This window comes from Diaphorobacter sp. J5-51, from assembly GCF_001023515.1.
Lineage (GTDB): Bacteria > Pseudomonadota > Gammaproteobacteria > Burkholderiales > Burkholderiaceae_C > Diaphorobacter > Diaphorobacter nitroreducens.
The window spans coordinates 66,536-80,691 of the sequence record NZ_JSYI01000047.1 but is presented as its reverse complement, the minus strand read 5'-3'; the positions used below and the strand labels follow the sequence as shown (position 1 = coordinate 80,691).

Here is a 14,156-nt window from a genome sequence, read left to right as displayed (position 1 = left end):
TCTTGAAATCTCAGGAAATCAATATCTTCAATAAACCAATATCACTTGGCCTCGAAAAGACTGCGTACGGCATTTTCATCCAGTTGCACACCGTATTTCTGGAACATGCGCTGCTGCACATCGATGCGCGCCTGCTCTCGGCAGTAGCTCACCGCGCGCTTGGCCGCGACGGCGGACACCTCGGTCCAGGGCACGACCTGGCTGGGCCGCTTTTCGGTAACCTGGAAAAGATAGACGAAATCGCCGTCCTTGACCGGGCCCACGATGTCGCCCTGGTTCGCATCACCCAGGGCGCGCAGGATCAAATTCTCTTCATTCAGCATCACCCAGCCCAGATCCCCCTGCGCATCGAGCTTGTAGGCCTGCTCTGCCCTCCGGGCCGCGTCCTCGAATTTCTGGCGCCCTGCGCCAATGGCTTGAACCTGGTTCATCAACCATGTGCCGGCAGGCTCACCATCCACCTTTTCCGCAACGGGCAGTATGACGCGGCTCAACCGAATGGCGGTTGGAAGCGTGAATGCCTTCGGATTCTTGTCGTAGAAATCGCGCGCCGCAGCCTCGTCCTTGGGCGTTTCACAGGCAGGGCTGATTTTGCTGAATATCGTATGGGCATAAATATCGTCGAAACGCGTATCGCCCTTCTCGCTGCGTGGCGGCACACCCAAGCTTTGCCCTTCCAAGGCAAGCGCACGGGCCAGGGCCATCTCCTGCACTACCGTCGTGACACCCGAGGCATTGCGCGCCACCGCCTTGAGATCGATGCGGCGGCCCACATACTGGGTCAGATCCTTCTCCGTGATGGTCTCTCCATTGCCCAAACGGGCCAGGACGGGGTTTTTGGCCTCCTGCGCAAAAGCCGCGTTGAGCATCATGGCCCCCGCCAGAAGCACGATGCCGGGAATGATGCTGCGAATCGATGTCATGGCCATATCTTCAAATTCTTCCATCTGTTCGGTCCGATGGTCCGGTCACGGACGAGGCTGAGCCTGTTCCCAGAGAGGGCCATAAATGACGTCTGCGCGCTTGCCCGCAGAATTGAGCACCAGGATATCCTGATGTCCATCGCCGTCGATGTCCTGCAACTGCAGGCTGGTGGAATAGCCGCTGGTGCGCAGCTCCCGCGTTTGCAGCACGCCTCCCGTTTCATCGAGACGCTGCAACGTCAGGCGCTGGTCATCGCCCCAGATGACGAGGTCGTCGGCCAGGAGCGCAACGGCGCTCGACCCCCTAGGATCGCCGGCAATCCATTGCAGTTCCCCTGTTTGCATCTGGATACGCGCATTGCGCCCGCCGGTCTCCAGCGCCACGTACAGCCACAGGCCCGAGGGCGACGGTCGCACCTGGCGCGGTATGACGGTAAAGCTGGCCAACACCTTGGGGGCATCGTACAAATCAGCTTCAGAGACTGCCACGACCTTCTTGTCGTCCAAACAGGCAACGGCAACGCCACCCTGCGCGGACTGGGGCAGTTGCGAGACGCGGGTGGGATGCCAAGGCGTCTGGCACCAAGTGGTCTTGCGCACCTGAGCGGCCTGTGGCTGCTGTTCGCTCCAGTCCACCCAGGCAACCTCCCGGCCACCGTAGGGGGTGGCCAACATGCGGTACTGGCCGGGCGGCGCCGGCAGTGGGATCACATCGCGCGGCTCAAAGCCAACCTTGACCTGTGCCAGCCGTGCCAAGCGCCCATCGCTGACTCGGAAGATGTCCAGGCTCAGACTGTTCTCGACCGCAGCCACCAGCAGCTGCGGCGACAGCCAGGCCGCAGAATCCGGGTGATAGGCCACGGACTGCCGGTCCAGCAGCGTAGCTGTACGGCCCTTGAGGCGCAGCAGCGACAGCTTGTTGTTCTCGTGCTCCACGGCCCCCAGCAGGCAGTCCGACGCGACGCAGAGCACCTGCCCCCCCCACGCATCGGGCAGGTCTAGGTGAATCGTCTGCGGAGCCACCCCCTTGGGCGCGACCCGCGCCACCTCGGGTGCAGGAACGACAGGAGCCATTTGGCAGCCCAACGCCAGCAGGACGGCGGCCACACCTGCGAGGCGGCCCGGCCACACACGCAATTGCTTCATGACACACTCCAAAAAACTATAGCGCCTTGCGGCGCTATATGGTGACCTATCCGGGAAAGACAGGTCTGATTTTTCAGGCCACAGACAACCCAAGCTGCCTGTGGCAGAAAAAATTAATGACGAACCACCGGAGCCGGCGGAGCCTTGTGGAAGCCCAACACATGTCAGCAGCGTCCAAAGTGTTCACCGGCACAGACCGGAGCCGGCGGAGCCTTGTGGAAGCCCAACACCGTTTGCACGGCGCCAAAGGCAGGGGCGTCGATCACGCTGTACGAGAACACGCTGCCAGCCAGGCCAGCCGTGGTGGCGGCGCCAGCCGTGGTGGCGGCGTTAGCAGTATTCCACTCGATAAAGCCGTCAACGAAGTTAGCGGGGCGGCCAGCGATGGTCGAGGGATCAAACCAATCCAGCTCTTCCCCCGCCAGATCGAAGTTCACCGACTTGCGGTTCTGCTTGTCGTCAAAGATGTCGACGGTATGTCTACCCTTCTGGTTGCCGGTGGACCAGACCACGATGTTGGTCTTGGCGCCATCCTGCAGGTAATAGCGCATGTTCAGCAGATTGCCCACGGGAGCAGCACCAGCCACTTTCGTCAGAGAATCTGCGCCAAGAGTCTTCAGGTCAGCGCCAGAAGCGAACGTCAGGGTACCGTCGATCACAGGAATGTAGGCCACGTCCTTGCTGGCTGTCGTCACCTGGAAGGCATGGGCAGCGATCGCGCCAGTGCCGGGAGTAGAGTTGGCACAGGTGGCGCCGCCCACGGAGAACACCAGGTAGCCGCGCTGACCTTCCAGACCCAGACCGGATTCATTGGCCCAGACGAAGGGCTGATAGTCCTTGTCGGTCATGGTGAAGCAGCCATCGGTCACGTGCTTGGAGTCCTGATCGAAGAAGGTCCAGAACACGGCCTTGGTGGCGCCGCTCTGGTTCACGAGACCCACGGCGGTGGTGTCGGCCAGGCCGTTATGGATCACGTTGGGAACCACGACGCCATTGCTGAACGTGCCAGCGGTGTAAGCGTGAGCCACACCCACAGTCATTGCTGCTGCAGCAACAGCTACCATTGCAAATTTCTTCATGTTTACAGTCCTTAAAAATTGAAGGAAGCCTCCCCGACAACTGGGGTATGCAACCCATCCGCCACTTCGTTTGGGTTGTGGGGGATCTTAACTGCAGGATTTCGCGTTTTCAACAAAATCTGCACATAAAACAACATCAGTGTATGCAGATGTTAAAAAACAACAACCCATCATTACCGCTTCTCGCCCGGAAAGACGCTGCTGCGCGGCAGTACGTGGTACCAGATGCCGTCGATGCGGCGCCATTGGTCCTGCGCATCGGCTTCCATCTTCTTCAGGCGCAGCAGAGGCACACCGTAGCGCATGCGCACGTCGACCCGAGCTTCATCGCCCTGCAGGCTGCGCACGCCCAGCACTTCGACACTGTCGTAGACGATGCCGCCGCGCTTGACGTAGCCCTCCAGCGTCATGCTCTGGTCCTTGGATGCAGCCTCGTACTTCCAGGCATTGAGGGTGTCGTTCTTGCGCGACAGCTCCCAGTATTCGCGCGCGCGCTGCAGCAAAGCCTCGCGGTCGGCCTGGGGTGAGGGTGTGCTGGCGCAGCCGGCCAGCGTGAGCATGACGGCGGCGGGCAGCACCAGGGCCTGCAACAGGCGGCGGCGGTGGGTGTGCAAGGGTTTCATGGCTTCTCCTGACTAGTGGATTGGGTAGGCCCGGGCCGCGTGCGGCCCAGGGCGCAAGGGTTGGCCTACTGCGGCTGCTCGGGCTTCAGGGGCGCGGTGCCTGCGGGCTTGTTGGCCGTATCGGCCGGCACCAGCAGGCCCTGCAGCGACAGGGTGCGCATGCGGTCGCGCATTTCGGCGCTGGCGGCGCGCAGGGCATCGTCGTCCTCCAGCGCGCGCGGGGTGAGCACGACCAGCAGCTCGGTGCGGGCGCTGGTCGTGGTGTCGGTGGAGAACAGAGCGCCGAGCACCGGTACGTCGCGCAGGCCGGGCACGCCGCTGTTGCCAGTGGACTGGTTTTCGCTCATGACGCCGCCAAGCACGATGGGGTCGCCCGAGCGCACGGCCACGCGGCTCTGGATCTGGCGCGTGAGGAAGCTGCGCTGACCGGTGGCCGCGTCCACGTCGCCCACGTCGGTGACCTGCTGGTTGATGTCCAGCGTGACCAAGCCGCCGGCGTTGACCGAGGGCGTGACGCTGAGCATGACGCCCGTGTCCTTGTAGACGATGGACTCGGTGACCAGGTTGCCCGTGGTGACGGTGGTGGATTGCTTGATGGGCTGCTGCTTGCCCACGAGGATGGTGGCACTGTGGTTGTCAAGCACCAGCACTGAAGGATTGGAGAGCACGCGCAGCTGCGAGTTGGCAGCCAGCGCATTGAGCGTGGCACGCACTGCGCCAGCCTTGTTGAGAATGGTGTAGGAGAAGCCCGGCTGCTGCGGGCCGATGCTGCCCGAGTTGTTCATGTTGAGCAGGGCCTGGCCAGTGCGGTCGCCGCTCAGGCTGTTCTGTATGAACCATTCGACGCCGTACTTGAGGTTGCCGGTGAGGCTGACCTCGACGATGCTGGCCTCGATGAGCACCTGGGTGGGTGCCTTGTCGAGTTCGCGCAGGGCCTGTTCGATGCGGCGGTATTCGGCACGCGGCGCACGGATGAGCAGGGCGTTGCGCTTGTCGTCGGCGACCACGCGCACATTGCCTTCGAGCTGCGACACCGTGGACAACTGCGGCCCCGTGGCCGCGGCGCCCCCGGGTCGCGCCAAGGTGCCCTGGCTGGCGCCGAGGCCCGAGCCCGTGAGGCCGCCCGTCTGGGCCATGCCGGTGCTGGCCGTGGACGTCATGGACGTGGCCATGCTCGGCTGTGTGCCCTGCGCGGATGTCGCGGCGGCGAATTGCGCGGGCGCACTGCCCGCTGCTACGCCGGGCCGGGCGGCAGCGGCGCCCCCGCCCCCGAACAGGCCGTTGAGCATTTCGGCCAGGTGCACGGCGGAGCCGTTTTGCACGGGATAGACGAACAAGTGAGGTTCGAGCGTGTCGGTGGGGCGGTCGAGGCGGCGGATCCAGCTCTCGACCTGAGGCAGCAGGTGGCTGCGCGGCGTGACCACGACCAGGGCGTTCAGACGCTCGACTGGGAACACGCGGATGAGCCCGTTCAAGGGGCCGGCGCCCGATGCCGGGCTACCGGCGGCCGCAGCCTGTGCACCCGCGCCAGGGGAGCCCCCCCCAGTAGTAGCGCCAGCGGCACCGGAGGCCGGCGCAGAGGCCGCGCCGGCGCTGCCGCCATAGGGGTCGGCGGCCTTGTCACCACCCGCGCCGAGCATGGCCTGCAGGGCGTCGCGCACGACGTTGACGTTGGCGTTCTCGAGCACGAACACGCCCAGCGACATGCCGGCGAGGAAGTCCACGTCGAAGGCTTCGACCATTTCGAGCCAGCCGGCCAGCTGCGCCTTGCTGCCCTGCAGCACCAGCAGGTTGCGCAGGCTGTCGACGTAGACGATGGCCTCGCGCGGCGCCAGCGGGGCCAGGATCTTGGCCATTTCGGCGGCGGCGATGTGATTGAGCGGCACGATGACGGTGCCGCTGCCTGCCAGATCCTTGAACTTGGAGGCCCCCACGACGGGGCGTGCGCCCACGGTGACGGCACGCTTGGTGACGTGGTAGACGCCGACGTTGTCGCGCACGATGGCCAGGTCGTGCGGCAGCAGCACGGTGTCGAGCACGTCTAGCACTTGGCTGCGCAGCAAGGGTTGGCTGGTGCGCAGGCTCACGACGGTGTCGCCGCCGGCGTCCACGGTGTAGTTGAGCTTCAGCAAGTCACCCAGCAGGGCCTGGGCCAGACCCGCGACGGAGACATTCTCGAAATTGAGGCTGACGCGGTCGCCACGCGCGAGCACGGGGTCCTTGGGCGGCGCCAGGTCGCGCTTGAACAGTTGGTCGTTGCCGGGATAGAGCTTGGTACCGGTGCTGGCGGCCTTGGCCTGCGATGCGGGCTCGGGCTTGCCTGTTTGGTCCGCGTTGTCCGCCTGGTCGCCCTGGCCTTGCGAGACCATAGTCTGCTCCTTGGCTCGCTCGAGCGGATGCTGAACGGGTTTCACGTCCGCTGGAGCTCGGGCCGCGCCTGGCGTGCCATTCGTGCTGGCGCAGCCTGTGGCGAGCAGGGCCAGTACGAGGAGGGATGGCCGAATGTTCATAGGGGATGGACTCCGTGTGTGCTGTGTCTCGTTCAGGGCCTGCCCGCGGCGGTGCGTGCGCGCTTGGGGGCGCCGCTGCCGGCCTCCAGGGGCCGCTCGACGCGCTGGGCGCCGTCTTCGCTCACGAAGAGGGCCTTGCGGCCGTCGAAGGATTCAAGGCGCCAGGGCTTGGTGTCGGACGTAAGCTTGAGGGGGCTGCCGTCAGGGCGCTGCAGCAGCGCAATGCGCTGCCTGCCCGATTCGAATACGGCCGTCAGGCGCGACTGGTTGATTTCCTGTTCCATGCCGCCTTTCTTGCCGTCGGCCTCGACCGGGCGGCGCGAGGCCCACAGCGGTGGCCGAGCCAGGGCCTCTCGGACCGTGGAGCGCACGGGCTGCTGCAGTGGCGCGAGTTGGGGCAGTTCAGGCGTGCGCGCCGGCGGAGGCTGCCAGAGGTCCTTTTCGGCGAGCCACCAGTAGGCGCCGGCAGCCAGCGCGGCACCGGCCAACAGGGGGGTGAAGTGCCAGGGACGGATCATGGCTGCCCCTTTTCCGGTGCCAGGGGCGCCGCCAGCTGCAGAGTGAGGCGTGCAGTCTGCGCCGCCCCCGAAGTGTTGGCGCCTTCGCGCGCGAGGCTAGCGGAGCGCACCCAGAACGGCGGCGTGCGCGCCTGCAAGTCCTGCATGAAGCGTACGAGCCGGGGCCAGTCGCCGGTCAGGGTGGCCGTAAGGCGCACGCTGGCGAGTCGACCTTCGGCACCGGGCTCCAGCGCCACCTGGGACGACACCAGGGTGTTGCCCGAGGCGTTGATGAGTTCGCGCAGGCGCTGCTGCGCGTCATTGGCGGCGTTCTCGCCGGCCGGGTGCAGCCAGGGCGCGACGGTCTGGCGTGCGGATTCGAGGCGCGAGGCGATATCGGGGCCGGCGCCGACTAGGCCGTCGATGCGCTCGCTGCGCGATTCGAGTAGCGACAAGCCGCTGTCATAACGGCTCCAGAGCGCGTTGTAAGCCAGCCCCGCGCCGGCCAGCAGGGCCAGCACGCACAGCAGTGCGGTGACCAGGGCCCGGCGTGTCCAGACGTTCATGGCTTGCCTCCTTCGGCTTGGGGTGGGCGCCAGCGCATCTCGAAAGTGAAGCGCTCCTTGCCCAGCGCGTTGTCGCGCACGCTGGCGGCAGAGGCGCGCACCTCGACAAAGCCGCCGTGGCGGCCCAGGCGCGCGGCCAGGTCGCCGGCGTTGCCCGCGACCCCGGTGATGCGGATGTCGTTGCCGCTGATTTCGACGCGCTCGAGCCAGCTGTCGTCGGGCAGCGCCTCGGACAACGCCTCGATGACGCTGGCCAGGGGCAGGTCGGCGCTGGCCGCGGCCTGACGCAGGCTCTCGGCCACGCTGGCCTGCTGGCGCAGTTCGTCGAGCTGCGGACGCAGCGGGGCGGCCTTGGGCTCCAGCTCGTTCACATGCTCCACGGCACGCACAACGGCCTGGCGCTTGAGCGCCAGGGGCATGAGCGCAGGCACAGCCAGCGCAGCAGCCAGGAGCAACACCCCGAGCAGGGCCAGGGCATCGAACCAGCGCTGGCGCCTTTGCTGCGCCGGCCATCCAGCGCCGTGCACGGGCAGGGCATGGCCGGCGCGGGCCAGGTAAAGCGAGGCATCCGCGGGTAGCCCGAGATGCGACAGGGCCGCACCCTGCTGGTCGCGGCGGCAGGCACCCCATTCGACGCTCCAGCCACCCTGAGCCTGGGGCGTGGCGCGCCAGGCGCACCAAATCTGGTCGGGCGGCAGCGGACTGACGCGCCACAGTGCCTCCTGCACGGCCGGGCCAAGCTGGCGCCGAGGCATGTCGGGCAGTTGCAGGCTGCCCCACAGGCTGTCGCCCTCGGGCACGAGCAGGCCCTGGGGTCTGCGCTTGCCGCCGGCCGGGCGCAGCCGGGTAGCGGCGACGCAAAAGCGCGCGCCATCGGGTGCGGCGAGCACGGGCGCAGCCGCTGGCCACAGGCCGCGCTCGACCAGCATGCGCCGGGCGTCGCCGAAGCCCCAGGCGAGCCGGTCGAACACCGCCTCCAGACGGCGGTTGAACTGCTCCCTGGCGGTCATGGATGGATTTCCTGTGGTGGCGGGTTCATACGGCGCGTGGGCTCGAGCGAGAGCGTGGTCCAAGGCGTCAACGAGTCGGGGCGTGTGCTCAGGTCCACCCATGCCTCGCGCTGCCACCAGTGCCCCTGATCGGTCTGCACCATGGCGCGCACCTTGACGGTGCCACCGCCCGCGCGCGCCGTGGCGAAGATCTGCGCCGCCGCACCGGACAGGAGGGCGCCGGCGCGCATTTCGGGGGGGGATGACTGGATCTGCGCCCCCAGACCAGGCTGGTCCGTGAGCGCGTCGATCAGCGCGGGAGGCGCGGCATCGATCTCGATGCGTTGCTGCCCATTGATACCCAAATAGGGCGAAATTATCTCATACAGCTCCGGGCTCATTCCGAGCACCATGCGCAGTTCGGAGAGGTCGTCCACGGGGCCGTTGCGCGGCAGCACGGGCCAGCCGGCGGCACGGTACTGGGGCGCCTCGGCGCCGCCGATGCCGCCGGGCTGGTCGTCGGGGTCGATGTAGTCCCGGATGCGCGAGGCCATGATGGCAGCCTCGCCGGGCGTGAGGCCGCCGACCTTTTGCAGCAGGGCCAGCAGCAGGGCGTCGCTGGCGACGTTGACGTCCACCAGCCCGCCCGAGGGAATGATCTCCAGCTCCACGCCGTAGGGCCCCAGCTGCAGTTGCCAGGCGCGGTAGCCGCGCGCCCGGCCGCCTTCCTTCAGCAGGCTTTGCACGGCAAGCTGACGCGCCGCGTCGAGCACGGGTTCGATGCGCAGGCGCTCCAGGTCGAAGGCGGCGCGCTGGGTCTGCTGGCGTATGCCGCGGGCTCCAGCGAGCACGGTCAGCGAGAGCGCGGCCACGAGCCATAGCACCAATACCAGGGCTGCACCACGCTGGGCGCTTGCGTACCTCTTCATTGCGCCCTCGCCAAGGCAAAGACCAGCTCGGGCCAGTCGCCCCGGGCATCTCCCAGGGCCAGGCGGATGCGCACAGGGTAGCCGGCGCGGCCAGCGTCCCATTGCTGGAGCCACTGTCCCGTGGCGCCATCCTGGTAGTACCACTGCAGGGTGCGCACGTCGGGCAGCAGTATTTCGCGCTCGGCGCGTGCCCAGTCCAGCGCCATCAGGGCGCCGTCATAGGGCAGCGCCTCGATGGCCAGGTCCACCCGCCCGTCGTCGTGGCGCAGCGGCGAGGCGCGCAGCACGTACAGGCCGCCGGCGTCGCCGCGTTCGGGCAGAGGCGAGACCCACAGGGCCCCAGCGGCGCTGCCGCTGAAGAAGAGTACGAATCGCCCATCCTGGCCATGGCTGAGCAGTCGCAGGGTGTCGAACTTGCGGCCCAGCCATTGGCCCACCTGGAGCATGCGTTCGCTGCGGTCAACGAGCTGCTGGCTGCTTTCCTGGCTGCGGCCAATGACGCCAAAGCCCGCGAACACCAGGCCGACCACGGCGGTGGTCACGGCCAGGGCGATCAGGAGTTCCAGCAGGGTGAAGCCGCGCTGGCGTGAGGGCGTAGGGCGGGTCATGGCGCGGCGCGGTAGGGTTTCCAGCTGGTCCAGGCCAGCACGGTGCGGCCGTCGCGCGCGATGGTGAGCTCCACGCGCGCAGCCTGCAACGGCGGCGGAGCCTGGCGCGCGCCCGGCGCATGCACGGCCACCTGTTCCGGTTGCACCTGCACCGACCATTGCCATGGACCCGACTGCCCCTCGGGGTGCTGCACCAGGTCTTCGGCAAAGGTGGCGGAGGCAAGCACCGAACGCGCCACCAGGGCGGCCTCGGCGCGCGACTCGACCGTGGTGGCGTTGAGCGAGCTCTGCCCGACCGTGCGGTAGAGCACGGCAAAGGCGATCGACGCAATGGCCATTGCCACCAGTGCCTCCAGCAGACTGAAACCGCGCAAGCCGCGCGCGCGCCTGGTGTTCATGGCGCCGCCACCACCGTCTGCTGCACGGTGCCCAGCAACCAGTTGACGCTGAACAACACGCCCTGCGCGCCACGCGACACCTGGATCTGCCCGCCCCGGGCACCGCCCTCGGCGTTGAACACGAACACCGGCTGGCCAGCCGCATTCTGCTGCTGCGGAGCCTGCGCCAGACCCTCCCAGCGCACGGAGAGCGATGCGGGAATATCGAGCACGGACTGACCGTCGATGCTCAGCTGACGGTTCTGCGGCGCGTAGGACACGACGATCTGGCGCCCCTGCTGCACGCACAGCGCACGCGCGCGGCCGAGTTGGCTAGCCAGGTCGCGCACGGTCTGGTGGTAGCGTGCGCGCTCCATGTAGGCCTGTGCGCTGCCGCCGACCACCGCCACCGCGATGCCGGCGAGCACCAGCACGACCAGCAACTCCAGCAGCGTGAAGCCCCGGTGCCTGCCCCATGGCCGGGGCATTCGAAGGCGCATGCGCTCACCCAACGATCAGCGGCCGCGCGTCAGTTGTAGATGTCGGCGTTATCGCTCTCGCCGCCGGGCTTGCCGTCGGCACCGAGGGAGAAGATGTCGGGGCCGCCGTGGCGGCCGGGGAATTTGTACTGGTAGGCTGCGCCCCAGGGATCGACGGGCAGGCCTTTCTTGAGGTAGGGGCCGTTCCAGCCTTGCACCGTGGCGGGGCGCTCGACCAGGGCGCGCAGGCCTTCGGCGTCGTTGGGGTAGCGGCCCACGTCGAGCTTGAACAGGTCGACGGCCTGCTCCATCTCGCCGATCTGCACGCGCGCCGTCTTGGCTTTGGCGCCGCCGAGCTGGTCGAGCACCCTGGGGCCCACGAGGCCGGCGAGCAGCGTGAGGATGACCAGGACGACGAGCAGCTCGATCAGGGTGAAGCCGCGTGCGCGGCGCGCCTGCAGCGGGGTGCGGAGGGTGGTTGCGAAATGCATGGGATGCTTCCTTCGAGGGATGGTTTTCAGATGGTGTCGTTGATCGACAGTACGCCGCCCAGGATGGCGACGATGATGAAGGCGACCAGAGCGCCCAGGACGATGATGATGAGGGGCTCCATGGTGGCAAGCACGCGGCCCATGGTGCGCCGGCCCTCGTCTTCATAGCGCGCAGCCAGGCTCAGCACCGTGCTGCCCAGTTGGCCGGTTTCTTCCGCCACGCGGATGAGCTGCGGCGTGCTGGTGCCCGCGAAATGCGGCGAATCCAGGCCCGAGGACAGGCGCTGGCCGGTCTTGACCACCGCCACCAGCGGCTCCATGTCCTGGCGCAGCGCCTGGTTGGTGAGGGTGTCGATGGCGATGCGCAGTGCGTCCACCAGGGGTACGCCGCGCTGCAGCAGCACGCCGAAGGTGCGAAAGTACAGCGCGAACTGCAGGTTGCGCAGCACCTTGCCCATGAGCGGGAGGGAGAGCACGGCGGCGTCGATCCGCCTGCGCCCCGTCGCCGTGTCAGCCCAGCGCGAGAGCAGCAGGACCGTGACGGCCAGGCCCAGCAGCAGCGCCATCCAGTGGCCGCGCACGAAGTCGCTGGCCTGCAGCACGAGCTGGGTGGAGTATGGCAGCGCGTCGCCCATGGAGTCGAAGATCTGTCGGAACTGCGGCACCACGAAGGCCAGCAGCAGTATCACGGACAACACCGCCACGACCAGCAGGATGGCCGGGTAGGTCATGGAAGAGATGATGTAGTTGCGCAGCTTGTCGTCGGCCTCGAGCTGGGTTGTCAGCTCCTGCAGGATGGTGTGCAGCGAGCCCGAGGCCTCTCCCGCGCGGATGAGCACCAGGTACTGGCGCCCCAGGTCGCGCTCGAACGGCTGCAGGGACTGGTACAGGGACTTGCCGCCGCGCACCTCTTCCTGCACGCTTGCGAGAAAGGCCTTGATGCGTTCGTTGCCTGCGGTTTCGCGCAGCATGGCCAGGGCCTTGTCCAGCGGCATGTTGGCCTGCTTGAGGTGTGCCATTTCACGGGTGAACAGCAGCACGTCGCTGCGCTTGAGCCGCACGGCCGGCCGTTCACCCGCGCCCCCGGGCGAGGCGGCCGCCTCGCCGCCCTGCAAGCGCACGGGCGTGATGCCCTGGCCGAGCAGGCGCAGGCGCGCCGCTTGCGCATCGCTGGCGCGAATCGAGCCCTGGCAGGGTTTGCCATCGGCGAGGGTTCCGGCGTAGTGGAATTCAATCATGTTGACGTGCGACGCGCAGCACTTCTTCGGCCGTGGTCAGGCCTGAAAAAACCTTGGTTGCGCCGTCCTGCAGCAAGTTCCCGCCAACGTAGGCGCCCTGCGCGCCATGCACGGCCGTACCGCGTTCGAGCACCTGCTGCTTGACCTCGTCGGTGAGCCGCAGCAGCTCGTGGATGGCGACGCGCCCCCGGTAGCCGGTGTTGCGGCAGTTGGCGCAGCCCACGGGCTTGTACAGGGTGGCCTCGCCCGTGGGCGCGACGCCCAGCGACGCCGCGGCGACGCGTGCCTGCTCGGCGGACAGCGGCTGTTTGCAGTCGCCGCAGAGCTGGCGCACCAGGCGCTGGGCCAGCACGCCGACGACCGAGGCGGTGATGAGGTAGGGCTCAACCCCCATGTTGATCAGGCGCACGATGGCCCCCATGGCGCTGTTGGTGTGCAGCGTGGACAGCACCAGGTGGCCGGTGAGCGCGGCCTGCACGGCGATTTCGGCAGTCTCGCCGTCGCGCATCTCGCCGATCATGATGACGTCGGGGTCCTGACGCAGGAAGGCGCGCAGCACCTGGGCGAAGGTCAGGCCGATCTGGGGCTGCACCTGCACCTGGTTGAGCCAGGGCAGGCGGTATTCCACGGGGTCTTCGACGGTGAGGATCTTGAGGTTCTGGCCCTCCAGCTCCTGCATCGACGCGTACAGCGTAGTGGATTTGCCCGAACCCGTGGGCCCGGTCACGAGCAGGATGCCGTGCGGCACGGCCAGCAGCTGGCGCATGGCGGCCAGCGTGGGCGGCGTGAAGTGCAGGCTTTGCAGCGACAGCAAGTCGAAGTTCTTCTCGAGCAGGCGCATCACCACCGATTCGCCGAACGCCGTGGGCACGGTGGAGACGCGCACGTCCATTTCCTTGCCATGCACGCGGATCTTGGTGCGTCCGTCCTGGGGCATGCGCCGCTCGGCGATGTCGAGCTGCGACAGGATCTTGATGCGCGAGACGATGGCCGGCGCGTCCTTGTTGTCGATGTCGTCGATGGGAAAGATCTCGCCGTCCACACGGATGCGCACCACCGACTTTTCCTCGTAGGTCTCGATGTGGATGTCCGACGCCTTGGCGCTCACGGCCTGCGCGAGGATCTGGTTGACGCGCTGGATGATGGGGGCCTCGGAGGCCATGTCGCGCAGGTGCTCGATGAATTCGGAGGCGCCATAGGTCTGGCCCTCCTGCTCTTCGGGTGGCAGCTCATCCTGCACGAACCACTGCTGCAGCCGCGCCGCGATCTCCGATTCGAGCCCGAAGGCCAGCCCCGGCACCTGGCCGAACACCAGGCGCAGCGCGGCCTGCATCGCCGGGTCCTGCGGGTCGGCCGCGACGAAATCCGGCAGCGGCGCCTGGCCGTCCACCGGCCCCAGGGGAAGCACGTGGTTGGACAGCAGAAAGCTGGTGTTGAGCTGCCCCAGCTCGGGCCGGTCCTGCGGGAAGGCTTCCTGGCGCACCAGGGGCAGGCCCGCCTGGTACGCGAGCGCGGCGCAGACGTCGCCCTCGGACACCAGCCCGAGGCTGAGCAGCAGGCGGCCCAGGCGGCCGCCCATGGAGCGCTGCACCTCCAGCGCGCGCTCGAGGTCGTTGCGCGAGAGCTTTTGTCCGGCCAGCAGGATTTCTCCCAGCTTCTGGCGCGGTTCCTGTGCGTTCATGTCGTCATTGTTCATCGGAG

15 protein-coding genes are annotated in these 14,156 nt (G+C 67.3%); all 15 read right to left on the bottom strand.

What is annotated here, in order from left to right; translation table 11 throughout:
- Window positions 1–41: 41 nt before the first annotated feature.
- Complete coding sequence (locus tag OX89_RS07225) at window positions 42–947, bottom strand: peptidyl-prolyl cis-trans isomerase (protein ID WP_234305522.1); 906 nt, start codon at window positions 945–947, stop codon at window positions 42–44.
- Between the two features lie 21 nt (window positions 948–968).
- Window positions 969–2,069 (bottom strand): VCBS repeat-containing protein, encoded by a 1,101-nt coding sequence (locus tag OX89_RS07220; RefSeq protein WP_047350096.1) that lies wholly within the window; start codon window positions 2,067–2,069, stop codon window positions 969–971.
- Between the two features lie 164 nt (window positions 2,070–2,233).
- A complete protein-coding gene (locus tag OX89_RS07215) occupies window positions 2,234–3,148 on the bottom strand; it encodes a hypothetical protein (RefSeq protein WP_047350095.1) in 915 nt (304 codons plus the stop codon).
- A gap of 173 nt (window positions 3,149–3,321) precedes the next feature.
- A complete protein-coding gene (locus OX89_RS07210) occupies window positions 3,322–3,771 on the bottom strand; it encodes a hypothetical protein (RefSeq protein ID WP_047350094.1) in 450 nt (149 codons plus the stop codon).
- A gap of 65 nt (window positions 3,772–3,836) precedes the next feature.
- Entirely contained in the window at window positions 3,837–6,140 is a 2,304-nt protein-coding gene (gene gspD, locus OX89_RS07205; protein ID WP_047350093.1) for a type II secretion system secretin GspD, read from the bottom strand.
- Between the two features lie 173 nt (window positions 6,141–6,313).
- Window positions 6,314–6,799, bottom strand: coding sequence for a hypothetical protein (locus OX89_RS19055; RefSeq protein WP_234305521.1), 486 nt, complete (start codon window positions 6,797–6,799; stop codon window positions 6,314–6,316).
- Window positions 6,796–7,344 (bottom strand): type II secretion system protein GspM, encoded by a 549-nt coding sequence (gene gspM, locus OX89_RS07195; protein WP_013517552.1) that lies wholly within the window; start codon window positions 7,342–7,344, stop codon window positions 6,796–6,798. The genes OX89_RS19055 and gspM overlap by 4 nt, the downstream gene beginning before the upstream one ends.
- Window positions 7,341–8,354, bottom strand: a complete 1,014-nt coding sequence (locus OX89_RS07190; protein ID WP_013721366.1) for a PilN domain-containing protein — start codon at window positions 8,352–8,354, stop codon at window positions 7,341–7,343. Before OX89_RS07190 ends, gspM begins: the two co-directional genes overlap by 4 nt.
- Window positions 8,351–9,262 carry a general secretion pathway protein GspK gene (locus tag OX89_RS07185; RefSeq protein WP_047350092.1) on the bottom strand — a complete coding sequence of 304 codons (912 nt, stop codon included), beginning with the start codon at window positions 9,260–9,262 and terminating at the stop codon, window positions 8,351–8,353. Before OX89_RS07185 ends, OX89_RS07190 begins: the two co-directional genes overlap by 4 nt.
- A complete protein-coding gene (locus OX89_RS07180) occupies window positions 9,259–9,870 on the bottom strand; it encodes a prepilin-type N-terminal cleavage/methylation domain-containing protein (protein WP_013721364.1) in 612 nt (203 codons plus the stop codon). The genes OX89_RS07185 and OX89_RS07180 overlap by 4 nt, the downstream gene beginning before the upstream one ends.
- Complete coding sequence (locus tag OX89_RS07175) at window positions 9,867–10,268, bottom strand: prepilin-type N-terminal cleavage/methylation domain-containing protein (protein ID WP_047350091.1); 402 nt, start codon at window positions 10,266–10,268, stop codon at window positions 9,867–9,869. The genes OX89_RS07180 and OX89_RS07175 overlap by 4 nt, the downstream gene beginning before the upstream one ends.
- On the bottom strand, window positions 10,265–10,735 hold the full coding sequence (locus OX89_RS07170) for a GspH/FimT family pseudopilin (RefSeq protein WP_234305520.1): 471 nt from the start codon (window positions 10,733–10,735) through the stop codon (window positions 10,265–10,267). The genes OX89_RS07175 and OX89_RS07170 overlap by 4 nt, the downstream gene beginning before the upstream one ends.
- Before the next feature lie 41 nt (window positions 10,736–10,776).
- On the bottom strand, window positions 10,777–11,217 hold the full coding sequence (gene gspG, locus OX89_RS07165; protein ID WP_013517546.1) for a type II secretion system major pseudopilin GspG: 441 nt from the start codon (window positions 11,215–11,217) through the stop codon (window positions 10,777–10,779).
- Window positions 11,218–11,243: 26 nt separating this feature from the next.
- A complete protein-coding gene (locus OX89_RS07160) occupies window positions 11,244–12,455 on the bottom strand; it encodes a type II secretion system F family protein (protein ID WP_013721361.1) in 1,212 nt (403 codons plus the stop codon).
- Window positions 12,448–14,151: a GspE/PulE family protein gene (locus OX89_RS07155; protein ID WP_047350090.1), complete on the bottom strand. Its 1,704-nt coding sequence runs from the start codon at window positions 14,149–14,151 to the stop codon at window positions 12,448–12,450. Before OX89_RS07155 ends, OX89_RS07160 begins: the two co-directional genes overlap by 8 nt.
- Window positions 14,152–14,156: the final 5 nt, after the last annotated feature.